This window comes from Bradyrhizobium icense (assembly GCF_001693385.1).
GTDB lineage: Bacteria > Pseudomonadota > Alphaproteobacteria > Rhizobiales > Xanthobacteraceae > Bradyrhizobium > Bradyrhizobium icense.
This window is the reverse complement of sequence record NZ_CP016428.1, coordinates 1,499,913-1,522,485: the sequence shown is the minus strand read 5'-3', so window position 1 is coordinate 1,522,485 and position 22,573 is coordinate 1,499,913. Positions and strand designations below refer to the sequence as shown.

General features: G+C 64.0%; 19 protein-coding genes. 11 read left to right on the top strand and 8 right to left on the bottom strand.

All coding sequences use genetic code 11. From position 1 onward, the window contains the following. Positions 1–61 precede the first annotated feature (61 nt). Genes LMTR13_RS07215 through LMTR13_RS07200 form a run of 4 tightly spaced genes read left to right on the top strand, consistent with a single transcriptional unit; the run spans position 62 to position 6,884 of the window. Positions 62–1,063, top strand: coding sequence for an AAA family ATPase (locus LMTR13_RS07215; RefSeq protein WP_065732496.1), 1,002 nt, complete (start codon positions 62–64; stop codon positions 1,061–1,063). After that, on the top strand, positions 1,063–2,007 hold the full coding sequence (locus LMTR13_RS07210; RefSeq protein ID WP_065727285.1) for a DUF58 domain-containing protein: 945 nt from the start codon (positions 1,063–1,065) through the stop codon (positions 2,005–2,007). The genes LMTR13_RS07215 and LMTR13_RS07210 overlap by 1 nt, the downstream gene beginning before the upstream one ends. Beyond that, entirely contained in the window at positions 2,007–4,817 is a 2,811-nt protein-coding gene (locus tag LMTR13_RS07205; protein ID WP_065732497.1) for a DUF4159 domain-containing protein, read from the top strand. The genes LMTR13_RS07210 and LMTR13_RS07205 overlap by 1 nt, the downstream gene beginning before the upstream one ends. A 3-nt stretch (positions 4,818–4,820) precedes the next feature. Further along, on the top strand, positions 4,821–6,884 hold the full coding sequence (locus tag LMTR13_RS07200; protein WP_065727284.1) for a hypothetical protein: 2,064 nt from the start codon (positions 4,821–4,823) through the stop codon (positions 6,882–6,884). 27 nt (positions 6,885–6,911) lie between these two features. Here the strand turns inward: LMTR13_RS07200 and zigA are convergent, their stop codons facing one another. Next, the gene (gene zigA / locus LMTR13_RS07195) at positions 6,912–8,120 is read right to left on the bottom strand and encodes a zinc metallochaperone GTPase ZigA (RefSeq protein WP_065727283.1); all 1,209 of its coding nucleotides are present in this window, start codon (positions 8,118–8,120) and stop codon (positions 6,912–6,914) included. Positions 8,121–8,397: 277 nt separating this feature from the next. Here zigA and LMTR13_RS07190 point away from each other — a divergent pair, with 277 nt between their 5' ends. From LMTR13_RS07190 to LMTR13_RS07180, 3 genes are all read left to right on the top strand, one after another. Next, positions 8,398–8,856 carry a DUF2946 family protein gene (locus tag LMTR13_RS07190; protein WP_083218829.1) on the top strand — a complete coding sequence of 153 codons (459 nt, stop codon included), beginning with the start codon at positions 8,398–8,400 and terminating at the stop codon, positions 8,854–8,856. A 107-nt stretch (positions 8,857–8,963) separates the two neighbouring features. Next, positions 8,964–11,354, top strand: coding sequence for a TonB-dependent receptor (locus tag LMTR13_RS07185; protein WP_065732494.1), 2,391 nt, complete (start codon positions 8,964–8,966; stop codon positions 11,352–11,354). Between the two features lie 128 nt (positions 11,355–11,482). Beyond that, complete coding sequence (locus LMTR13_RS07180; RefSeq protein WP_065727282.1) at positions 11,483–13,279, top strand: cation:proton antiporter domain-containing protein; 1,797 nt, start codon at positions 11,483–11,485, stop codon at positions 13,277–13,279. Positions 13,280–13,310: 31 nt separating this feature from the next. Here the strand turns inward: LMTR13_RS07180 and LMTR13_RS07175 are convergent, their stop codons facing one another. The 3 genes from LMTR13_RS07175 to LMTR13_RS07165 form a co-directional block, all read right to left on the bottom strand. Further along, a complete protein-coding gene (locus LMTR13_RS07175; RefSeq protein WP_065727281.1) occupies positions 13,311–13,823 on the bottom strand; it encodes a GNAT family N-acetyltransferase in 513 nt (170 codons plus the stop codon). 68 nt (positions 13,824–13,891) lie between these two features. After that, positions 13,892–14,827, bottom strand: a complete 936-nt coding sequence (locus tag LMTR13_RS07170) for a glycosyltransferase family 2 protein (protein ID WP_065732493.1) — start codon at positions 14,825–14,827, stop codon at positions 13,892–13,894. A 314-nt stretch (positions 14,828–15,141) separates the two neighbouring features. Then, positions 15,142–15,630, bottom strand: a complete 489-nt coding sequence (locus tag LMTR13_RS07165) for an NUDIX domain-containing protein (protein ID WP_065727280.1) — start codon at positions 15,628–15,630, stop codon at positions 15,142–15,144. Positions 15,631–15,725: 95 nt separating this feature from the next. On the opposite strand from LMTR13_RS07165, the gene LMTR13_RS07160 reads away from it, so the two are divergent. After that, positions 15,726–16,616 carry a metallophosphoesterase family protein gene (locus LMTR13_RS07160; RefSeq protein WP_065727279.1) on the top strand — a complete coding sequence of 297 codons (891 nt, stop codon included), beginning with the start codon at positions 15,726–15,728 and terminating at the stop codon, positions 16,614–16,616. Here LMTR13_RS07160 and LMTR13_RS07155 read toward each other — a convergent pair. The 3 genes from LMTR13_RS07155 to LMTR13_RS07145 form a co-directional block, all read right to left on the bottom strand. Beyond that, positions 16,613–17,167 (bottom strand): hypothetical protein, encoded by a 555-nt coding sequence (locus LMTR13_RS07155; protein WP_065727278.1) that lies wholly within the window; start codon positions 17,165–17,167, stop codon positions 16,613–16,615. The two genes, LMTR13_RS07160 and LMTR13_RS07155, sit on opposite strands and share 4 nt — an antisense overlap. A gap of 255 nt (positions 17,168–17,422) precedes the next feature. Then, positions 17,423–17,632, bottom strand: a complete 210-nt coding sequence (locus LMTR13_RS07150) for a DUF4170 domain-containing protein (RefSeq protein ID WP_028347002.1) — start codon at positions 17,630–17,632, stop codon at positions 17,423–17,425. A 72-nt stretch (positions 17,633–17,704) separates the two neighbouring features. Next, entirely contained in the window at positions 17,705–19,342 is a 1,638-nt protein-coding gene (locus LMTR13_RS07145) for an isocitrate lyase (RefSeq protein ID WP_065727277.1), read from the bottom strand. Positions 19,343–19,553: 211 nt separating this feature from the next. Here LMTR13_RS07145 and LMTR13_RS07140 point away from each other — a divergent pair, with 211 nt between their 5' ends. Further along, positions 19,554–20,999 (top strand): helix-turn-helix domain-containing protein, encoded by a 1,446-nt coding sequence (locus LMTR13_RS07140; RefSeq protein ID WP_065727276.1) that lies wholly within the window; start codon positions 19,554–19,556, stop codon positions 20,997–20,999. A gap of 357 nt (positions 21,000–21,356) precedes the next feature. Further along, on the top strand, positions 21,357–21,605 hold the full coding sequence (locus tag LMTR13_RS07135) for a hypothetical protein (protein WP_156795464.1): 249 nt from the start codon (positions 21,357–21,359) through the stop codon (positions 21,603–21,605). A 49-nt stretch (positions 21,606–21,654) separates the two neighbouring features. On the opposite strand, the gene LMTR13_RS07130 is transcribed toward LMTR13_RS07135, so the two are convergent. Then, positions 21,655–22,005, bottom strand: a complete 351-nt coding sequence (locus tag LMTR13_RS07130; protein WP_236843296.1) for a cytochrome c — start codon at positions 22,003–22,005, stop codon at positions 21,655–21,657. Between the two features lie 233 nt (positions 22,006–22,238). Between LMTR13_RS07130 and LMTR13_RS07125 the strand changes: the two genes are divergently transcribed. After that, on the top strand, positions 22,239–22,520 hold the full coding sequence (locus LMTR13_RS07125) for a hypothetical protein (RefSeq protein WP_065727275.1): 282 nt from the start codon (positions 22,239–22,241) through the stop codon (positions 22,518–22,520). Positions 22,521–22,573 lie beyond the last annotated feature (53 nt).

Genomic DNA, 22,573 nt, shown 5'->3' with positions numbered 1-22,573 from the left:
TCTTGGCATGACGACGCAACCAGCGGTGTCATGAGCGGTTAGGTTGTTGAAGGAGAAAGACATGGCGAGCGCAGACGGTGTCGAGAAACTCGAGGACGCGATCGTCCGGTCGGCCGAGCAGGTGGCCGGCCAGATCCGCGCCGCGAAGGAAGCGATCTCCACCGTCATCTTCGGCCAGGACCGGGTGATCGAGAACACCCTGGTGACGATCCTGTCCGGCGGCCACGCGCTCTTGATCGGTGTTCCCGGCCTCGCCAAGACCAAGCTTGTCGAAACCTTGGGCATCACGCTCGGGCTCGACGCCAAGCGCATCCAGTTTACGCCGGATCTGATGCCGTCGGACATTCTGGGCGCCGAGGTGCTGGACGAGAGCAATTCCGGCAAGCGGTCGTTCCGTTTCATCTCCGGACCGGTGTTCGCACAGCTCCTGATGGCCGACGAGATCAACCGCGCCAGCCCGCGTACGCAATCGGCGCTGCTGCAAGCCATGCAGGAACAGCACATCACCGTTGCAGGTGCGCGGCATGATCTCCCAAAGCCGTTTCATGTGCTCGCCACCCAAAACCCGCTGGAGCAGGAAGGCACCTACCCGCTGCCCGAGGCGCAACTCGACCGCTTCCTGATGGAGATCGATGTCGATTATCCCGATCGCGATGCCGAACGCCGCATCCTGTTCGAGACGACGGGCGCGGACGAGACGCTCGCCAAGGCTTCGATGGACGCGGAAACCCTGATCGCGGCGCAGCGGCTGGTGCGGCGCCTGCCGGTCGGCGACAGCGTCGTCGAGGCGATCCTGTCGCTGGTGCGCGCCGCGCGACCCGACCCGGAAGGCGGCAGTGACAAGCTGATCGCCTGGGGACCGGGCCCGCGCGCCAGCCAATCGCTGATGCTGGCGGTCCGCGCGCGCGCGTTGCTCGACGGCCGCCTTGCGCCCTCGATCGACGACGTGCTCGATCTCGCCGAACCCATTCTCAAGCACCGCATGGCGCTGACCTTCTCGGCGCGCGCGGAAGGCCGCACCATTCCCGACGTGATCAGACAATTGAAGACGCGGATCGGTTGATGGCCGCAGAGACCAGCCACGAGACCAGGGAGATCCTAGCAATCCGACGTGCCGATGGCGAAAGCCGAACGCTCGCCGCATCGCTGCCCCGTCTCGTGCTCGAAGCCCGCCGCATCGCCGCCAACGTCATCCATGGCCTGCACGGCAGGCGCCGCGCCGGCGCCGGCGAGAGCTTTTGGCAATACCGCCGCTTCGTCTCCGGGGAGCCGTCGCAGAATGTCGACTGGCGGCGCTCGGCGCGCGACGATCATCTCTATGTCCGCGAGCAGGAATGGGAGGCTGCGCATACGATCTGGCTGTGGCCCGACCGTTCGCCGTCGATGGCATTTGCTTCCAAGGGTGCCCGCGACAGCAAGCTGGAGCGCGGCCTGATCGTTACATTTGCGCTCGCCGAACTGCTGGTTTCGGGTGGCGAACGCGTCGGCATTCCCGGCCTGATGAACCCGACCGCCAGCCGCAACGTCATCGACAAGATGGCGCAGGCGATGCTGCATGACGATGCGGTGCGCGCGAGCCTGCCGCCATCCTTTGTGCCGTCGGCGCTGGCGGAAATTGTCGTGCTGTCCGACTTCTGGTCGCCGATGAGCGAAATCAGGACGATGCTTGCAGGGCTTTCGGCCTCCGGCGCGCATGGCACGCTGATCCAGGTCGTCGATCCCGCCGAAGAAACCTTTCCCTATGCCGGCCGGGTCGAGTTCGTCGAGCCGGAGGGTTTTGGCGTCATCACCGCCGGCCGCGCCGAGAGCTGGGCGAGCGACTACGTCGCGCGCGTCGCGCTGCATCGCGACGAGATCCGCAGCGAAACCAACAAGCTCGACTGGCTGTTCTCGACCCACACCACCAGCCGGTCCGCCGCAGAACTGCTGCTGTTCCTGCATTCCGGCATGATGGCGGCCAAGGGAAGCGTGCGCGGCTCAACCGTCAAGGCGGGGCGTAGCGCATGATGGCGGGCCTCCCCTTGACCTTTGCGCAGCCGCTGCTTCTGTTGGGCCTGCTGAGCCTGCCGGTGTTGTGGTGGCTGTTGCGCGTGATGCCGCCGCGGCCGAGACGGATCGAGTTCCCGCCGACGCGGCTGTTGTTCGACATCAGGCCCAGGGAAGAAACCCCGTCGCGGACGCCATGGTGGCTGACGGCGCTGCGTCTCGCCGCCGCGGCGCTGGTCATCCTTGCCGCCGCAGGTCCGATCTGGAATCCGCAGACCGGCATCGGCGGCAGCAATGCGCCGCTGGTGATCCTGCTCGACGACGGTTGGAGCGCGGCTGGAAGCTGGGACACCCGGATCAAGGCCGCTGACGAACTGATCGCCAATGCCGACAACGATCGCCGCGGAGTCGCGCTGGTTCCGCTCTCCGAACCCGCACGCGACATGACGCTGATGCCGGCCGGTACCGCGCGCGTTGCGCTGCGCCAGATTTCACCAAAGCCCCATTCGATTGACCGCGTCGACACGCTTGGCGCGCTCGACCGCTTCCTGAAGGCCACTGGCGACGCCGAGATCGCGTGGCTGTCCGACGGCGTCGATACCGGGCGCGGCGCCGAATTCGTCGAAAATCTCGCCAAGACCATCGGCGAGCGCAAGCTGACAGTATTCGAGGGCGGCGCGGCGCCTGCGCAAGCCCTGGTCGCCGCCGAAAACGCCGCGGCGAAGATGACGGTCAAGGTGCTGCGCACCACCGGCGGCGTCGCAGCCGGCGTGGTTCGCGCGATCGACGCCAAAGGCTCCCCGATCGGCGAGGCGCGCTACGCTTTCGGCATGCAGGACCGCGAAAGCGAAGCGGCGTTCGATCTGCCGGTCGAACTGCGCAACGACATTTCGCGGCTGGAAATTTCGGGGGAACGATCGGCCGGCGCGGTGCAATTGCTCGACAAGCGATGGCGGCGGCGCGCCGTCGGCGTCGTCACCGGCGCGACCAGCGATACCGCCCAGCCGCTATTGGCATCGACCTTCTACCTTGCCCGCGCTTTGTCGCCATTCGCCGACGTGCGGCTCGGCGAGCGCGGCGCGCCGCAACAGGTGATCGCGCAATTCCTCGATCAGCGGCTGCCGATGATCGTGCTCGCCGATGTCGGCACGCTGTCGCCGGAAATCCGCGAGCGGCTGAATGCATGGATCGATCAGGGCGGCGTGCTGATACGTTTCGCAGGTCCCCGCCTGGCGCAGGCCGATGACGATCTGGTGCCGGTGAAACTGCGGCGCGGCGGCCGCACCCTCGGCGGCAGCCTGACCTGGGAAAAGCCGCAGCATCTGGCGTCCTTCGCCGCCGACGCTCCGTTCGCGGGCCTCGCCGTGCCCAAGGATGTCACCGTGAACCGGCAGGTGCTGGCCGAGCCGGATGCGGTGCTCGCCACCAAGACATGGGCATCGCTGGAAGACGGCACGCCGCTGGTGACCGGCGAACATCGCGGCAGAGGCATTGTCAGCCTGTTCCATGTCGGCGCCGACTCGCGCTGGTCTGACTTGCCGATGTCCGGCAGCTTCGTCGAGATGCTGCGGCGGCTGGTCGACATGTCCGGCTATACCACGAAGCCCGGTGCTGGCGTTGCGAGCGAGGCGACCAATGTCGAGACGGTAGCGCCCCTGCGCACACTCGACGGTTTCGGCGCATTCGGACCGCCGCCCTCGACCGCCAAGCCGATGCCTGCGGATTATCGCGATCGCGCCACCGCAGAACATCCGCCGGGCTTCTACGGCCCGGCCGATGGCCCGATCGCGGTCAACACCCTGGCCTCGGCCGATCGCATCGCGCCGCTCGATACATCCCCGTTGCGAGCGCAGCGCGCCAGCTACACCAATGCCGAACCGCGCGACTTGCGTGGCATCCTGCTGTCGTCGTCGCTGGTGCTGTTCCTGATCGACGCGGTCGTGGTCGCGATACTGGGCGCGGGCCTTGCCGCTCTGTGGCGGCGGCGCACGGCGGCTGCCACCGTTCTATTGGCCCTGATCCTGGTCGCGGCCTCGACCACGCCTTCGCCGACGCGCGCCCAAGGCAACGATGAGTTCGCCATCAATTCGGTGTCGCAGACGCGGCTTGCCTATGTCGTCACCGGAAATGCCGACGTCGATTCCATTGTCAAGGCGGGCATGGCCGGACTGACGCTGTTCCTGGCGCAGCGCACGGCGCTGGAGGCCGGCGATCCCGTCGGCGTCGATCCCGCGCGAGACGAACTGGCATTCTTCCCGCTGATCTACTGGCCGGTGGTGCCGGGCGCGCCGAAGCCGCCGCAGGACGCCATCAACCGCATCGACGCCTATATGAAGCAGGGCGGCACGGTGCTGTTCGACACGCGCGACGCGGTCGAGGCGCCGCCCGGCGAGAACGGCGCGTCGCAGACGTCGGGCATGCGCACCTTGCGCGAAATTCTCTCCTCCCTCGACGTGCCTGAACTGGAGCCGGTGCCGCGCGAGCATGTGTTGACCAAGACGTTTTATCTGCTGCGCGATTTCCCCGGCCGCTTCACCTCTGGCCAGACCTGGGTCGAGACCCTGCCGCGCGAGGATGACGACGAGGCGGCCTCGCGGCCTGCGCGCGGCGGCGACGGCGTCTCGCCCATCATCATCACCTCGAACGATCTCGCCGGCGCCTGGGCGCATCGCCCGGACGGACAGCCGATGCTGCCGCTGACGCCGAACGAGCCGCGCCAGCGCGAATTCGCCTTCCGCTCGGGCGTCAACATCGTGATGTACACCCTGACCGGCAACTACAAGGCCGACCAGGTCCACGCGCCCGCCCTGATCGAACGGTTGGGGCAATAGGCCATGAACTACGGCATCGCGTTCACCCCCCTCGTTCCGGCGATCGTGCTCTGGATCGCGCTGGCCGCGATCGTCGCGATCTCGGCGCTATTACTGCTCGGCCGCGCGCGCGGCGCCGCGGTGCGCGTCGCGGCGCTGGCGCTGATCCTGCTGGCGCTCGCCAATCCCTCCTTCACCCGCGAGGACCGCGAGCCGCTGTCCTCGGTGGCTGCCGTCGTGATCGACAAGAGCCCGAGCCAGAATTTCGGCACCCGCAACCAGGAAACGGCCCAGGCGCAAGAGGCGCTGGTCGACACGCTGAAGAAGATCAGGGGGCTGGAAGTCCGCGTCGTCGAGGCCGGACAGGCCGACGGCGAGACCGACGGCACAAAACTGTTCGGGGCGCTGTCCTCGGCGCTGTCGGACGTTCCGGTCGACCGCGTTGCCGGCGCGTTCCTGATCACCGATGGCCGGGTGCATGACATTCCCGCCAATGCCGCGGCCCTCGGCTTCCAGGCGCCGGTGCATGCACTCGTCACCGGCCGCAAGGATGAGCGCGACCGCCGCATCGCAATCTCGGCCGCGCCGCGTTTCGGCATCGTCGGACAGCCGCAGACCATCACGTACCGGCTCGACGACCAGGGCGTCAGCGGCCAGCGCGCGAAGGTTGTCATTCGCCGCGACGGCGAGGTAATCAGCGAGCGCAATCTGGTCAGCGGCCAGACCTCCAGTGTCGAAGTCGACATCAAGCATGCCGGCCCGAATATCGTCGAGATCGAGGCTTCTCCCCTCGATAACGAATTGACGCTGGTGAATAATCGCGCCGTGGTCGCGATCGACGGCGTCCGCGACAGGCTGCGCGTGCTCTTGGTGTCCGGCGAGCCACATTCCGGCGAGCGCACCTGGCGCAATCTGCTGAAATCGGACGCCAGCATCGACCTCGTTCATTTCACGATCCTGCGCCCGCCGGAGAAGCAGGACGGCACGCCGATCAACGAGCTGTCGCTGATCGCGTTTCCGACGCGCGAGCTGTTCCAGCAGAGGATCAACGATTTCCACCTGATCATCTTCGACCGATACGCCCGCCAGGGCGTGCTGCCGATTGCCTATTTCGACAATATCGCGCGCTATGTCCGTGCCGGCGGTGCGGTGCTGGTGTCGGCCGGCCCCGATTACGCCTCCACCACCAGCATCTGGCGCACGCCGCTCGACACGGTGCTGCCGGCCGAGCCGGTCGGCGTGACCGAGAAGCCGTTCTACGCGCACTTAAGCGACGCCGGTAAGCGCCATCCGGTGACGCGCGGCCTCGAAGGCTCCGCCAGCGAGCCGCCGCGCTGGAGCCGCTTCTTCCGCGCGGTGGAAACGCGCAACGCGGTCGGCGCGCCCGTGATGACCGGCGCCGATGGCAAGCCGCTGCTGTTGCTGTCGCGCTTCGGCGAAGGCCGCGTCGCGCTTCTGTTGTCGGACCACATCTGGCTGTGGGCGCGCGGCTATGAGGGCGGCGGCCCTCATCTGGATCTGTTGCGGCGGATGTCGCACTGGCTGATGAAGCAGCCTGATCTCGACGAGGAAGCGCTGCGCCTGCAAATCCAGGGCAAGGACCTCGTGGTGCTGCGCCAGACCATGGCCGACAACGTGCCGCCGGTAACGGTGACATCGCCGAGCGGCGCCACCAAGGAGCTGACGCTGACCGCGAGCGAGCCTGGCACCTGGCGCTCCACCCTGCCCGCCAACGAACTCGGCCTGTGGCAGGCGACCGACGGCGCGCTGAAGGCGCTGATCAATGTCGGGCCGACCAACCCGAAGGAATTTTCTGAAGTCACCTCGACGACCGAGATGCTGAAGCCCTTGGCGCAAGCCACCGGCGGCGACGCCCGCCGCGTCGCCGATGGCGGAAGCGTCGACCTGCCCCGCGTCGTGCCGGTGCGCGCCTCCGGCATCTTCCACGGCGACGGCTGGATGGGCGTCAAGATGCGCGACGCCAGCGTCGTCAAGGGCGTCGGCGTGCTGCCGATGTTTGCCGGATTAGTCGGATTGTTGCTGCTGCTCGGCGCGTTCGCCGCGACCTGGGTGCGCGAGGGGCGGTAAGCGCTGCGGAGGCGTCGTCGATGGGTGCTACGCAGCCTCGTCCGCGCGTCGCCACCTCGGGAATGGATCGGCAAGCCCGGACCATTCCGCGATGCGCATTCCCGGCTTTCCCGCTACAAGGCACGCATCGAGACGCGCCGTGATCGCGTCCTGATCCATATTCGTGCCGATGAAGACGATCTCCTGCCGGCGATCGCCGTACACCTCGCTCCAGTTCTTCTTGAGCGATAGTCGCCAGAACGGATCGTCCGGCCACCGATCTGCCGGCACATTCGCCCACCAGAAGCCGAGCCCTTCGGTTCGGACGATCGCGCCGGCCTGGCTCAACTCGCCGAGCCATTGCGGGCGAGTTGCGATCCAGAAATGTCCCTTGGCGCGGATGACGCCCGGCCAGCTTTCTTTCAGGAACTGGTGAAACTTCGCAGGCTCGAACGGCCGTCGCGCGCGATAGACGAAGTTCTTGACGCCGTATTCTTCGGTCTCGGGCGTATGGTCCGCAAAGCCATAAAGCTCCTTGAACCACAGCGGGTGTTGCTGCGCGCGCTCGAAATCGAAGCGGCCGGTATTGAGAATGCGCTCCAGCGGCGCATTGGAGAAATTGGTCTCGACGATATCGGCCTCGGGATTGAGAGAGCGGATAATCATCCGGGCGGAGTCGCGTTCTCCCTGCGACGCTGCATCGATCTTGTTGAGTACGATCACATCGGCAAATTCGATCTGCTCGACCAGCAGATCCACCAACGTGCGCCTGTCGCCTTCACCAAGCGACTCGCCGCGATCCGCCAGAAAAACGGTAGAGGAATAGTTCTTCAGCAGATTGACGGCATCGACGACCGTGACCATCGTGTCGAGGCTTGCCACGTCGGACAGGCTTTCTCCGTCTTCGGAGCGGAAATCGAAGGTTGCCGCGACCGGCAGCGGCTCCGAGATTCCGGTGGATTCGATCAGCAGATAGTCGAACCGTCCGCACTCGGCGAGCGCCCGCACTTCCTTCAACAAATCGTCGCGCAGCGTGCAGCAGATGCAGCCGTTGGTCATCTCGACCAGTTTTTCGTCAGTCCGCGAGAGGTTCGCACCGCCATCGCGGACGAGGTCTGCGTAGATGTTGACTTCGCTCATGTCGTTCACAATCACCGCAACCTTCAGGCCCTGGCGATTGTTGAGCACGTGATTCATCAAAGTTGTCTTTCCAGCCCCGAGGAAGCCGGACAAGACGGTGACGGGGAGTTTTCGCATGGAGATCGAAAAGCCTCTTGAGCTCGCGGGGCCCCAACCGGGGAGGATGACGCATGCAGGGACCCCGTAGTTGACGAACTATGTTATGTTATAACATAACAACATATGACCGCGAATTGTCAATTGGCAAGCATGCGGGTGCACGGGGCGAAAGTGCTGATGTTGCGCGAATCTCACACCTGGCGGAATTGTCGGCGCCCCGGAAAGACGGCAGCCCGGATGTCGATTGACACGCCGCGGTCTTCGCGACGTTATAATGTAACATTGGGACGGCGAGATGCCTGAGCCGACCCCGGGGGACGAGGCGTCAATCGTCGTGAACTGGTTCCGAAAGCACCTCAAGCACGGCTCGCGGCTGGCGCTGTTTGCGCTCGCGATCCAGCTTGCGCTGTCATGCGGGCATTTTCACGCGACGGCCACGCACGCCGAACCGGCCGTTCAAAGCGGGCTGACCGACGCCAATTCTGCGATCGCCACGCCCCTTGCCGCAGAAGATGCGCACCCCGAAGCCGCACAGGCGCAGCAGCCTGCGGGCCACGATGACGACCAGCACACGGCCAATGTCTGCTCGGTCTGCGCCGTCCTCTCGCTTGCCAATAATTTCCTGTTCATCACGCCACCCGTGCTGGAGTTGCCGGGGGCTTTCGAACTTCTGTACCTGGTCCCCGGCGCCGAGTTCGCGCATCTCGGCTCGTCCGATCTCGCGTTCCAGTCTCGCGCACCGCCCGCCTCCTGACGCCGATTGAAATCAATGCACTGCCCAAGGGATTGCCGCGCCAGGCGCGGCTCCTGAAGGAAAATCGGAATCGTCCGTCGCACATCGACGGAATCAGGGTCGGGACAATGACATTCAAGAAGATACGTGCGTTCCACATCGGTGGAGCTAGCTGGCTATTGCTATGCGCGGCAGGCAACGGCGCAATGGCGCAGGGCGCGGCGTCGCCAACCGCTTCGACGCAACTCCCCGAAATCACCGTGACGGCGCCGAGCCCAATCGTCCGACGCCAACCCGTGCCCGCACGAACGCCGGTGCGCGTCACCCGCGCCGCGCCCGGCCAGAACCGCGCGCCCGCGCCAGAGCCGCAAGCCGCGCCGGTCGCAGCCGCGCCCCAACAAGGCGTGCTGCCGGTCGTAACCGATCAATTCGCAACGGTTACCGTCGTGCCCAACGAGGAGATCCGCCGCCAAGGCACCGCCCAGCTTGGCGATCTCCTGTTCTCGAAGCCCGGCATTACCGGCTCAACCTTCGCGCCCGGTGCCGCGAGTCGGCCGATCATCCGGGGCCTCGACGTCAATCGCGTCGGCATCCTCGAGAACGGTACCAACGCTGGCGGCGCCTCCGATCTCGGCGAAGACCATTTCGTGCCGGTCGATCCACTGGCCACAAACCAGGTCGAAGTCATCCGTGGTCCGGCGGCGATGCGCTACGGATCGACATCGATCGGCGGCGTCGTCAGCGCAACCAACAATCGCATCCCGGACGCCCTGCCTTCATGCGCGGCGGCACCCTTCCAGACCTACGGGTTGCCGGCGAAGGCGCCGCTCGCAAACGTGCAATCACCTTCCTGCGTCACGGTCGAAACCCGAACGGCCGTCAATACCGTTGACCGGGGTGTCGACGGCGGCATCCTGATTGATGCCGGCGGCGGCAATTTCGCGTTCCACGCTGATGCCTATGGCCGCAAGGCCAGTGATTACAGCGTTCCGAGCTATCCGTATCTGTTTGATCCCACCCAGCCATTCAACGGTCGGCAGCCAAATTCGGCGATGCAGGCGGCCGGCGCCTCGATCGGCGGCTCCTATATTTTCTCCGGCGGCTTCATTGGCGCTGCGATTACGCAGAACGATACGCTGTACCGCATTCCCGGAATTGAACCCTCCGATCACCAGACCCGCATCGACGCGCGCCAGACCAAGTTCACAGCCAAGGGAGAATACCGGCCGGACGCAACGGCGATCGACGCGATCAGGTTCTGGGCCGGCGCGACTGATTACAAGCACAACGAGATCGGGCTTGCCGATCCCGCCGACTTCTCGTCCACCGGCGTGCGGCAGACCTTTACCAACAGGGAGCAGGAAGGGCGCGTCGAGGTGCAGATGGCGCCGTTCAACGCGCGCTTTGCCGCTGTCACGACCGCTTTCGGTCTGCAGGCCGGGCATCAGGAATTGACGGCGCCAAGCCCGGACGATCCAGGAAGCCCGCTCAATGGATTGTTTGATCCTAACAAGAATAACAGGGTTGCCGGCTACGTCTTCAACGAGCTCAAGTTCACTGACTCAACCAAGGCGCAGATCGCCGGCCGTATCGAGCATGTCAGTCTCAGCGGAACGACGCCGGCATTCATTCCGGAACTTTTCGACATCAATGCCAATCCGGGCGATATCGGCCCGCCGACGGCGCGCAATCTGAACTTCACGCCGAAGAGCGCGAGCATAGGCTTGCTTCAGGACCTTCCAGGCGATCTGGTTGCGAGCATCACCGCGCAATACGTCGAGCGCGCGCCCAAGCCGGCCGAATTGTTCTCGCGCGGGGTCCACGAAGCAACCGTCACCTTCGACATCGGCAATCCCAATCTGGGCATCGAAACGGCCAAATCGATCGAGATCGGATTACGACGAGCGACCGGGCCCTTGAGGTTCGAAGCGACGGCTTACTATACGAAGTTCAATGGCTTCATTTACCGTCGACTTACCGGCAACACCTGCGAGGATGGAGCCTGTGTCAGTCCTGCCGATCCGGCTGCCCCACTCGAGCTGAACCAGGCGATCTATTCGCAACGCGACGCCACCTTCCGCGGCGGCGAATTCCAGAGCCAGTTGGATGTCGGGCCGCTCAACGGCGGCATCTGGGGTATCGAGAGCCAGTTCGATGTCGTGCGCGCGACTTTCAGCGACGGCACCAACGTTCCGCGAATCCCGCCGGTGCGCGCGGGCGGCGGCTTGTTCTGGCGCGATGCAAACTGGCTGACGCGAATCAACCTGCTGCATGCTTTCGCCCAGAACGATATCGCGCCGATCGGGGAAACGCCGACCGCAGGTTATAATCTGCTGAAGGCGGAGGTCAGCTACAAGACCAAGCTGGACCCCAGTTGGTTCGGCGCCCGCGAAATGTTGGTCGGCGTGGTCGGCAACAACCTCTTGAACGAGAACATCCGCAATTCCGTCTCCTTCAACAAGGACCAAGTGCTGTTGCCGGGCATCGGCGTGAGGGCCTTTGCTAATCTGAAGTTTTAAGCCGCATGCGCAGACGGGTGGCGTTAGCTGGTGGTACCAGCTAACGTCCAAGTGGGATGATGGGGACACCGGGCGCAATCCCGCGTCAGATGTCCCCTGCCCACTGAAAGCGGATGCTCGACGAATAGATGACCTCGTCCATCAATGTTCCCGTCTATAGCGACGCGCTCGTTCTGCTCGGCACCGCGGGCGTCGTCATTCCCTTGGTGCGCCGGTTCGGCCTCAATCCAGTCCTCGGCTATCTCGGCGCCGGCGCGATCCTGGGTCCTCTCGGCCTCGGATCGTTCATCGAGAGTTTTCCACTTCTCTACTGGTTCACGGTCGTCGACCCCAAAAACGTCTCCAGCATTGCGAACCTCGGAGTTGTGTTCCTGCTCTTCCTCATCGGCATGGAGCTATCCTACGATCGATTGAAGGCAATGCGCCGCCTGATATTTGGGTTAGGCAGCTTGCAGATCGTACTCTCCACAGTGGCGATCGGCGTGGTCGCGGCCCTCGTGGGCAACAAGGCTCCGGTGGCCCTCATCCTTGGCGCGTGCCTTGCCTTGTCCTCGACAGCCATTGTCGTCGAGATCCTTTCCAGGCAACGACGACTCAGCACAAGCGCAGGCCGGGCAAGCTTCGCGACGTTGCTGGCACAAGACCTGGCCGTCGCCCCTCTCCTGCTTTTTATCTCCATTTTTGGCGCCAGCGAGTCCGGTTCGGTCGTCGCGACGCTCGTTCTCGCGCTCACCAACGCAGCCATCGCGCTCGCCGTGATCGTCATCGTCGGCCGCGTCGTGATGCGACCGCTGTTCCGTCTGGTGGCATCAGTAGGCATGAGCGACCTGTTCGTCGCCACGACACTGTTCGTGATCGTCGCCACGGGAGTGGCTGCTGCTGTGGCTGGTTTCTCCATGGCGCTCGGCGCCTTTGTCGCCGGGCTGCTGCTGGCCGAGACGGAATTCCGCAAGGCGATCGAGACCGCCATCGATCCGTTCAAGGGCCTCCTGCTTGGCCTGTTCTTCTTCGCCGTCGGCATGAACGTCGATTTCCGCGAGCTCGCCCGCGACCCGGTCTGGCTGGTTACGGGTGCGGCCGGCTTGATCGCCGTAAAGGCCGTCATCCTCATCTTCCTGGCGCGGATGTTTCGCCTTTCATGGCCGGCCTCTATTGAAGTCGGGCTGCTGCTGGGTCCCGGCGGCGAATTTGCTTTCGTCGGGATCGGATTGGCGACGACGCTTGGCCTGATCGATGCCAACGTGTCGAGCTTCACGGTCGCGCTGACCTCGCTGACCATGATGCTCACCCCGGCGCTGTCCCATGTCGCGCGGCGGCTGGCGCCGATGGTGCGCGAAGACAAGCCGCTCGACCCCGAACTCGCCGTTGCGCCAAGCGGAGGCAGTGGTCATGCCATTGTCGTCGGGCACGGCCGGGTGGGACAGGTCGTCTGCGCGATGTTGGACCGTCACCAGTTCAAATACATTGCGGTCGACAATGATGCCGCGGCCGTCCCCGAGCAGCGAAGACAGGGACGTACCGTCTTTTACGGTGACGCAACCAACCCGGAGTTCCTGAAGAGCTGCGGTCTCATGGAAGCCGCCGCTGTCATCGTCACCATCAACCAACCTGAAGGCATCGACGAAATCGTCGCTCAGGTCCGCGCGCTGAGGAAGGACCTGCTGGTGGTTTCGCGCGCCCGCGATGCCGACCACGCGCGGCATCTGTACCGGATCGGGGTTACCGACGCGGTGCCGGAGACCATCGAGGCAAGCTTGCTGTTGTCGGAAGCTGCCCTGATCGGCCTGGGAGTGGCGATGGGACATGTCGTCGCCTCCATCCACGAGAAGCGCGATGAGTTCCGGCACGAGCTGCAGAAGGCGGTGGGAAGCGCAGGATCCGCGCCGATTCGGACGAGCGGTACGAAGAAGCGTCGATTTTTTTGACGGGTCGCGACAGCGGCGCGCGCCGACGGCTCTACCGCGCCTTGCTCCAGTCCGGTCGGATAGTGCCGGACACGCCGTCGAACGCGCCCTCGACCAGTTCCGCCACCAACAGGCGGGTGTAATCGACCGGGCCCGGCATGGTCACCCGCCCCTTCGGTATGACCTCGAAGCCGACGCGGCTGTAATAGGCTTCGTCGCCGACCAGAATGACCAAGCGATGGCCCTTGGCCTTGGCATCCCGCAGCGAACGATCGAGCAGCATGCGGCCGACGCCGCGGCCGCGGAACGGCGGCTCGACCGTCAACGGTCCGAGCATCAGGGCCGGCGTGTCGCCGATGCAGATTGGCAACTGGCGCACCGAGCCCACCAGCAATGTGCCGATCCGCGCCGTGAACGACAGGTCGAGCAGGTGATCGACATGCTCGCGCAGGCGGTAGGCGCTCAGTACGAAACGGCCGGGACCGAACGTCCGCTCGTGCAGCCGTTCGATCGCCTGGGCGTCCTTTGGTGTTTCGGCCAGGATGGTGACGTCAAGTTCGCTCATGATGGGGCGCGGGATAGCATCTGGCGACGGCGCGGTCTATCGCTGGGAGCCGTCATCCCGGTATTGCCTCAATCCCTGCTGATAGCGGGCTGGGACAAATAGGCCAAAAGCTTCATTTCGCGGCGGCCGCGCGTTACGGTGTCCAGTACCAGCCCCGAGGACATCGACAGCACCGCAACGATCATCAGGCCCGTCGATAGCACCGCCGTCGGCAACCGCGGCACGATGCCCTCTTCGAGATAGGTGATTAGGATGGGGATCGCCAGCCCGATCGAGACCAGCATCAGGAAGGTACCGATGGCGGTGAAGAACCGCAGCGGCTTCTCCGAACGGTACAGTTTCAGGATGGTGCCGAGAATCCGGAAGCCGTCCCGCCAGGTGTTCAGCTTGCTGAACGATCCTTCGGGGCGGGCATAATAAGGCGTCTCGATTTCCACCGCCGGCAGCGCCAGTTCGAGCGCGTGCACGCTAAGTTCGGTTTCGATCTCGAAACCGTCTGACAGCACCGGAAAGGACTTGACGAAGCGGCGCGAGAACACGCGGTAGCCGGAAAGGATATCCTTGAACGCCTGGCCGAAGACGGTGGAAAGGAAGTTCGTCAGCATCCAGTTGCCGGTGCGGTGGCCGGGACGGTAGGCCGCGACCGACTGGTCGACGCGAAAGCCCACCACCATGTCGAGGTGTTCGTTGACCAGCGCATCGATCATGCGCGACGCGCTCGGCGCGTCATAGGTGGCGTCGCCATCGACCAGTACATAGGCGTCGGCATCGATGTCGGCGAACATGCGCCGCACCACATGGCCCTTGCCCTGGCGGCGCTCGCTGCGCACGATGGCGCCGGCCGCGCGCGCGACCTCGACGGTGCGGTCCCTGGAATTGTTGTCGTAGACGAAAATCTGAGCTGTCGGCAGCGCCTTGCGGAAATCGGAGATCACGGTGGCGACCGCGGCTTCCTCATTGAAGCACGGCACCAGAACCGCGATCCGCAGCGCCGGTCCCGTCATCGCACGCACACCGAATTAAGTCTGTCCATAGGCGCGTTATCGCAATCAGGCGTTGGCCGGTTGGGGAAAGGCCGCGCTATCTATCGGCGGCCCGTTCGCCGCGCAGATCGAGCGTTGCGAACAGCAGGGTCCAGAGGGAAGCATGTCGATCGGAATGATATAATTTGGCGTAAATCCAGACGACTGAGACCACCAGCAAGGTGAATTGAACGTCAACGAGATAGCTTAACAGCACGTCCGCCTTCACTTCGGGCGGCGCGACGTCGACCCCGCCATGAGATTCTGCGCTGGAGCACGACTGGCACGGGCTATCACTAGCGCCAGGTCGCTACTGGAGCCACGCCATCGAGAACTTCCGCGATCCGCAACCGCGTTCCTCTGGTCGTCCCTGCCGGCAGCGCCCCTGCCGCATAGAACCCGCACTCCACGATCTCGTGGTTGGGCTCCGGCAGGCGGTCCTGCCGAAACTGCCTGACCACATAGACCGCGACATGGTCGCGGCGGGAGACGTGGCCGTTGAAGAACAGGCCGTGCAGGACCGGCTCTCCGGTCAATTCGATCCGCCCCTCCTCCACCAGCTCCCGCCGCAGCGCTTCGAGGAACGTCTCGCCGACCTCGACGCCGCCGCCCGGCAGGTGCCAGCCCGTGACATAGCTGTGCCTGACCAGGAACACCTTGTCGTCGCCGTCGAGCACGACGCCGCGAACCCCGAGCGTCATGCCGCGGGCCATCCGCCAATAGAGGTGAAAGGCCTGCCGCAATTGCGGCTCCAGACGTTTTCGCAAGTGCTGCAGCACCGTCACGCAAACCTCGGATGGACAGCTATCACGTTTGATCCTTATATCGCCGACATGATGGTGCGACGGCTCTATATCACAGGGAACGCGGCGAAGCGCGAATGACCGATACCTTCACGCTGGCGCATCTGTCGGACCCGCATCTGCCGCCGCTGCCCGCGGCGCGGCTGCGCGATCTCGCGGGCAAGCGTGCACTCGGCTATTTCAACTGGACCCGCAACCGCCACAAATATCACCGCCGCGAGGTGTTGGACGCGCTGGTTGCCGACATGCAGGCGCACCGGCCGGACCACATCGCGGTGACCGGCGATCTCGTCAATTTGGCGCTGGAGGCGGAATTCACCCCGGCCCAGGCCTGGCTCGAAAGCGTCGGCACGCCGCAACAGGTGACTGTCGTTCCCGGCAATCACGACGCCTATGTGCGGGCGACGCGGCATCATTTCGCAGGCCACTTCGAGCAATATCTGCGCGGCGATGCCGGGGCGGACGGTACGCCGTTTCCTTTTCTGCGCCGGCGCGGTCCGCTGGCGCTGATCGGGATCTCCTCGGCGGTGCCGACGCTGCCATTGATGGCAACCGGCCGGCTCGGCCGCGCGCAGCTCGATGCGCTCGACCGCCAGCTTGCCCAGTTGTCGCCGGACGAGGCGTTCCGGGTGCTGCTGGTCCATCACCCCTTGGAATCGAGTTCGCGGATGAAGCGGCTGACCGACTCGAAGGCGCTGCGCGCCGTGCTGAAGCGGCGCGGCGCCGAACTGGTCCTGCACGGCCATGACCACATCCATTCGACGATGTGGCTTGAAGGCGCCGGCCACCAGATCCCCGCGGTCGGCGTGCCCTCGGCATCGGCGCTGGCGCACCGGCATTATCCGGCTGCTGCCTACAACCTGTTTTCGATCACGCGCGACGGCGGCAAATGGCGCTGCGTGCAGACCGTGCGCGGCATCGATGCCGACTTCCGTGTCAAGCAGATCAAGCAGGCGACGCTGCTTTAGAAGCTCTTCAGGCTCGCATACAGCGCCAATCCGAACAGAGCCACCGCGCCCAGCACGAAGCCGAGCACAAACATGCCGAAGCCGCGGCGGCGCGGCTTTTTCTCCACGACGGGCTCGGCCGCGGCCATCGCCACCATCGCATGCTCGCGCTCGATCATCCGGCGCGCGACATAGCCGGTGACGGAATCGACGATGACGGGCACGTCATGCGACTCGGCGAGCACGATGCGGCCGAAGCGCGTGTCCTGCACGAAGCGGTAGATGCGCTTGTCGCGTCCCATCACGATATGCGCGACGACGTCGATCCACAGCCGTGGCGTCTCCCCCTGGCTGACGCCGCGATCGAACAGGTCGACCTGCTCCGGCACCTCTGCGAACAGCGGATCGAGCGCCTCGTTCAGGATCTCGAGCCGGGCGACCTCGGCGTCGCGCAGTTCGACCACGACACCCGTGCGATCGGCAGCCTCGATGCGGGCCTGGCGGAGCGCATCGCGCAGCCGGGTCGGTCGCATGTCGCGGGCTTCGTTGCCGGTATTTTGCGCGTTTGACATCGGGAGCCGCCTTTATCCTGCAGGGGTTAGCCTGGGCTTAACCTAGCAGTAACCATGCCTTGCGCAATGGTTCTTTGTTTTCAATGAGTTATGCTTGCAGCTTTATCCCCCGTGGCGGCGCCCCCACCCCGGCCCGCCCCCGCAAGCCGGAGAGGGTGAAGGGCGCTCGCTCGAAAAAGGCAAACGGCCCCAGCCGGAATTCCGGATGGGGCCGCCTGTCCTTGGACGTTTCTTGTGATAGGTCGGCAGCAGCCGTCAGGCCGAGACGCGCGAGGGCTCTTCGACGATCGAGAAGCGTACGCCGGCCTTGTGGCGGCTCTCTTCCGAGACCTCCTTCCAGCACTCTTCCGCTTCCTTGCGGGTCTTGAACGGGCCTCTGACCTGGGCCGAGCCTTCGACGAGCTTGTGGAAGTTCATCGAACCGAACTCGCCGCCGATCACCCAGAAATTGCTGCCTTTGGTCATTGTTGTCTCCTGTTGTCCGAGTGGCGTGACCAGTCTGGAATCCGACCAGACCCAGACTGATCGATTCCGCCGTTAGCCGAACTGGTTCATCGTGTTGTGGGCGCCGCCCGCCTTCAGAGCGGCTTCACCGGCGAAATACTCCTTGTGATCGTCGCCGATGTCGGAGCCGGCCATGTTCTGATGCTTGACGCAGGCGATACCCTGACGGATCTCCTGGCGCTGAACATTCTTCACATAGCCCAGCATGCCCTGCTCGCCGAAATACTCCCTCGCGAGATTATCAGTCGACAGAGCTGCCGTGTGATAGGTCGGCAACGTGATCAGATGATGGAAGATGCCGGCACGCTTTGCTGAATCGGCCTGGAAGGTGCGGATGCGCTCGTCGGCTTCGATGGCCAGCGGCGTATCGTCGTATTCCGGCTTCATCAGGTCGGCTCGATTGTACTTGCTGACATCCTTGCCGGCTTCCTTCATCGCGTCGTACACCTGCCAACGGAAGTTCAGCGTCCAGTTGAACGAAGGCGAATTGTTGTAGGCCAGCTTCGCGTTCGGAACCACCTCGCGGATGCGGTCAACCATCTTGGCGATCTGCTCGATATGCGGCTTCTCGGTCTCGATCCACAAGAGGTCGGCACCGTTCTGCAGCGAGGTGATGCAGTCCAGCACGCAGCGATCTTCGCCCGTGCCGGCACGGAACTGATAGAGGTTGCTGGCAAGCCGCTTCGGACGCATCATCTTGCCGTCGCGGTTGATGATGACATCGCCATTCCGGGCCGTGGCGGCTGTCACTTCCTCGCAATCCAGGAAGCTGTTGTACTGATCGCCGAGGTCGCCGGGCTTGTGGCTAACGGCGATCTGCTGCGTGAGACCGGCACCCAGCGAGTCGGTACGGGTCACGACGATGCCGTCTTCGACGCCCAGTTCGAGGAAGGCATGGCGGCAGGCCCGGATCTTCGCCAGGAACACCTCGTGCGGCACGGTCACCTTGCCGTCCTGGTGGCCGCACTGCTTTTCGTCGGAGACCTGATTTTCGATCTGCAGGGCGCACGCACCCGCCTCGATCATCTTCTTGGCGAGCAGGTAGGTTGCCTCGGCATTGCCGAAGCCGGCGTCGATGTCGGCGATGACAGGCACGACATGGGTCTGGAAGTTGTCGATCTTTTCGATCAGCGCCTTTTCGTTCGCCTTGTCGCCTTCCTTGCGGGCCGCGTCGAGCGCGCGGAAGATATCGTTGAGCTCACGGGAATCCGCCTGACGCAGGAAGGTGTAGAGCTCTTCGATCAGCGCCGGCACCGAAGTCTTCTCGTGCATCGACTGATCAGGAAGCGGTCCGAACTCCGAACGAAGTGCTGCGATCATCCAGCCGGAGAGATACAGATAGCGGCGATCGGTCTTGCCGAAATGCTTCTTGACCGAAATCAGCTTCTGCTGCGCGATGAAGCCATGCCAGCAACCGAGCGACTGGGTGTACTTGGTGGGATCGGCGTCATAGGCAGCCATGTCGCTGCGCATCAGCGCCGCGGTATACCGGGCGATGTCCAGGCCGGTCTTGAAACGGTTCTGCAGACGCATGCGCGCCACGGCTTCGGCGGTGACGCCGTTCCAGGTCGGGTTGGTCTTGAGGAGGGCCTCAGCAGCGCCGATCTCGCTCAGATAGGAAGCCGGTCCCTGGATAGCCTGGTCACTGATCCCGCGTGGCTGGTAGTTCATGTGCATAATCCTTTCGGTGACGACAAATCTGCAGCGTAGTCTTCGCCGCTTTCATCGACATTCTTGACAGTGCGTTGCGAAACGTACCGAGAGCTAAACGCCAGAATCCTGATTTCGTATAGAGTTCTTGATTTTTATTGGTGATGTCATGTAACATATGCACTTGTCACAAATGTAACTTTGTAAACTTTGTCACAATCAGGACCCTGCCATGGCCACCGAAGCCGGAAAGAAGCTGTTCGTCGGCCCCCGTTTCCGGCGAATCCGGCAGCAGCTTGGGCTGTCGCAGACCCAGATCGCCGAGGGGCTCGGGATTTCGCCGAGCTACATCAACCTGATCGAGCGGAACCAGCGCCCGGTGACGGCGCAGATCCTGCTGCGGCTGGCGGAGACCTATGACCTCGATCTGCGCGACCTCGCCACCGCCGACGAGGACCGCTTCTTTGCGGAACTGAACGAGATTTTCTCCGATCCGCTGTTCCGCCAGATCGACCTGCCGAAACAGGAACTTCGCGACCTCGCCGAGCTCTGCCCGGGCGTGACCCACTCCCTGCAGCGCCTCTACGCCGCCTATACCGAGGCCCGCCGCGGCGAGACGCTGGTGGCGGCGCAGATGGCTGACCGCGACGAGGGCGCCCGCTTCGAGGCCAACCCGATCGAGCGCGTGCGCGACCTGATCGAAGCCAATCGCAACTACTTTCCCGAGCTCGAACAGGCCGCGGAAAATTTGCGCGACGAACTCCACGCCTCCGCCGAGGAGCTGTTTGCCGCGCTCGCGGCGCGGCTGCGCGAAAAGCACTCGATCGTGACCCGCATCATGCCGGTCGACGTGATGCGCGAGACGCTGCGGCGGTTCGACCGCCATCGCCGGCAGCTTCTGATCTCCGAACTGGTCGACGGCTCGGGCCGGGCCTTCCAGCTCGCGCTGCAGATCGGCCTCGCCGAATGCAGCGCATCCATCGACGCCATCGTCAACCGTGCCGGCCCGCTCGACGACACGCCGCGCCGGCTCTACCGCATTACGCTGGCGAACTACTTCGCCGCCGCCGTCATGATGCCCTATCAGCCATTCCACACCGCGGCAGAGAATCTGAACTACGACGTTCACGTGCTGGCGCAGCGCTTCAATGCCGGCTTCGAGCAGGTCTGTCACCGCCTCACCACGCTGCAACGGCCGAACGCGCGCGGCGTGCCGTTCTTCCTGCTGCGGGTCGACAATGCCGGCAACGTCTCCAAACGATTCTCCTCCGGCACGTTTCCGTTCTCGAAATTCGGCGGCACCTGCCCGCTGTGGAATGTGCATTCGACCTTCGACACGCCGGACCGCCTGCTCAAGCAGGTGATCGAACTGCCCGACGGCACGCGCTATTTCTCGATTGCGCAGATGGTGCGCCGACCGGTCGCCCCGCACCCGCAACCGCAGCCGCGCTTTGCCATCGGTCTGGGCTGCGAAATTCGCCATGCGTCGAAGCTGGTCTATGCCGCCGGGATGGACCTGGAGAAGGCCGAGGGCACGCCGATCGGCGTCAACTGCCGGCTCTGCGAGCGCGAAAACTGCAGCCAGCGCGCCGAGCCGCCGATCACGCGGACGTTGATTTTGGACGAAAACACGCGGCGGGTATCGTCGTTCGCGTTTTCGAATGCGCGGGAGTTGTGAGAGCCCGGCTCTTTCATCCCGTCGTCCCTGCGAACGCATGCGAACGCAGGGACCCATACGCCGCGGCCATTGTTTGTTGAAATACGATGGAATGATGAGCGAGCAAGATACTGGGTGAGGAGGCGCGCGAGCGCCGTCTCCGGACAATGCTTTGCATCGCCGGGAGGACCATGACACCCCCGCTGCCGCACGCCGGCTTTCATCCTTCTCGCGCCTCTTCAGGATGAGGTTTGGCAGAAGTTCGGCGCAAAGATGAAGGTCCGTTCATCAGCATTACATCACCGCAGCGCAAGCGGGAAAAAGCGGAACATCGCCGCATGCGAAAGCGTTGCCGGTCACTTGCAACAGGAGAGACCAATGCTGAAGACATTGATTACGGTTTCGACCGCTCTGCTGCTCGCGACCTCGGCATTCGCGCAAGGCACGAAGTCTCCGGGTTCCTCCGAGTACGCCCCGGGACAGAAGATGCAGAAGAGCACGAAATCGACCGCGCCCGGCGCGTCGGAATACGCGCCCGGCCACCAGAAGAAGACCGCGAAGGGCCATTCGCAAAGCGCGCCGGGCAAGCAGACGACGACCGGATCAGCCACCAAGAAGAAGTATTGAACCTAACAGGACGGCCCGGCAGCGATGCCGGGCCGCTTCGCATCGCGCCTCATCTGCTGCGCTGAATGGACCGGAGATAATTCACTGCGGCCGCGGCCTCATGCCGGTTGAAGCGGAAGGTCGGCATCTCAGGATGGATCGTGGTGAGCCCGTCCTGCAGCCGCTGCACCATGTCGGTATCGTAAAGTTTTTCCCCAAAGTTGTGGAATGGCGGAGCGAGCGGGTTCGGACTCCGGTCCGTTTTACCTACGGCATGACATCGACCGCAGAGATTTTCCAGCATCGCCTTGCTGCGCTGCTGCTCCGGATCGAGCGCCTGCGCGGCGCTGCCGCCGGCGCCAAGCAGTGGCACCGCGAGACAGGCTAACGCCGTCATCATTCGCGAGGTAAAGCCGGGCATCCGAGAATCTCTCCGGAGTTTTACGGATATGGCATTGGAGCATAGGCCGCCTGCCCCCAAACGTGTTGCGCTACGTCAACACCCGGCGGACTTTTCGGCCGGCGGCTTGCGCGAATCTTCTTCGAAATGACAAAGTTAAATCTTGGGTATTGCGCAATTTAGCAATGGAACGGCCGAACCGATTCGCTAGTTTTGAAAGTAGCGAATCAAGTCTCGCAAATGGATGCAGACCGATGTTGCGACGCGTCAAACTGATGAACCCGTTCGAAATCGTCCAGGACCGGCTTGCGCCGGAGCGGCCGCAAGCCCAGCCGGTCGAGCGCGTGGTAATCAACCGCGCCGCGCGTTCCACGCCGGTCTGCGCTAACTGCGGTTCGGACGACATCATCTGCCACGCCACAGCGCAGTGGAGCAACGAAGCGCAGGAATGGCAGCTCGCCAACACCTTCAACCAGCCGGCGCGCTGCAACACCTGTCACACCGATTGCAACCTGGTGTGGCTGACGCTGAATTAGAGCACTATCGCCTTACTCTCTCCGTCGTCATGCCCGGGCTTGTCCCGGGCATC

Bases quoted from the DNA above. Each gene is read 5' to 3' on its own strand.
- zigA (WP_065727283.1), bottom strand. From the start codon at position 8,120: ATGCGAAAACTCCCCGTCACCGTCTTGTCCGGCTTCCTCGGGGCTGGA.
- LMTR13_RS07190 (WP_083218829.1), top strand. From the start codon at position 8,398: ATGCCTGAGCCGACCCCGGGGGACGAGGCGTCAATCGTCGTGAACTGG.
- LMTR13_RS07210 (WP_065727285.1), top strand. From the start codon at position 1,063: ATGGCCGCAGAGACCAGCCACGAGACCAGGGAGATCCTAGCAATCCGA.
- LMTR13_RS07150 (WP_028347002.1), bottom strand. From the start codon at position 17,632: ATGACCAAAGGCAGCAATTTCTGGGTGATCGGCGGCGAGTTCGGTTCG.
- LMTR13_RS07140 (WP_065727276.1), top strand. From the start codon at position 19,554: ATGGCCACCGAAGCCGGAAAGAAGCTGTTCGTCGGCCCCCGTTTCCGG.
- LMTR13_RS07130 (WP_236843296.1), bottom strand. From the start codon at position 22,005: ATGCCCGGCTTTACCTCGCGAATGATGACGGCGTTAGCCTGTCTCGCG.
- LMTR13_RS07200 (WP_065727284.1), top strand. From the start codon at position 4,821: ATGAACTACGGCATCGCGTTCACCCCCCTCGTTCCGGCGATCGTGCTC.
- LMTR13_RS07215 (WP_065732496.1), top strand. From the start codon at position 62: ATGGCGAGCGCAGACGGTGTCGAGAAACTCGAGGACGCGATCGTCCGG.
- LMTR13_RS07175 (WP_065727281.1), bottom strand. From the start codon at position 13,823: ATGAGCGAACTTGACGTCACCATCCTGGCCGAAACACCAAAGGACGCC.
- LMTR13_RS07125 (WP_065727275.1), top strand. From the start codon at position 22,239: ATGTTGCGACGCGTCAAACTGATGAACCCGTTCGAAATCGTCCAGGAC.
- LMTR13_RS07180 (WP_065727282.1), top strand. From the start codon at position 11,483: ATGACCTCGTCCATCAATGTTCCCGTCTATAGCGACGCGCTCGTTCTG.
- LMTR13_RS07170 (WP_065732493.1), bottom strand. From the start codon at position 14,827: ATGACGGGACCGGCGCTGCGGATCGCGGTTCTGGTGCCGTGCTTCAAT.
- LMTR13_RS07185 (WP_065732494.1), top strand. From the start codon at position 8,964: ATGACATTCAAGAAGATACGTGCGTTCCACATCGGTGGAGCTAGCTGG.
- LMTR13_RS07155 (WP_065727278.1), bottom strand. From the start codon at position 17,167: ATGTCAAACGCGCAAAATACCGGCAACGAAGCCCGCGACATGCGACCG.
- LMTR13_RS07145 (WP_065727277.1), bottom strand. From the start codon at position 19,342: ATGAACTACCAGCCACGCGGGATCAGTGACCAGGCTATCCAGGGACCG.
- LMTR13_RS07135 (WP_156795464.1), top strand. From the start codon at position 21,357: ATGCTGAAGACATTGATTACGGTTTCGACCGCTCTGCTGCTCGCGACC.
- LMTR13_RS07205 (WP_065732497.1), top strand. From the start codon at position 2,007: ATGGCGGGCCTCCCCTTGACCTTTGCGCAGCCGCTGCTTCTGTTGGGC.
- LMTR13_RS07160 (WP_065727279.1), top strand. From the start codon at position 15,726: ATGACCGATACCTTCACGCTGGCGCATCTGTCGGACCCGCATCTGCCG.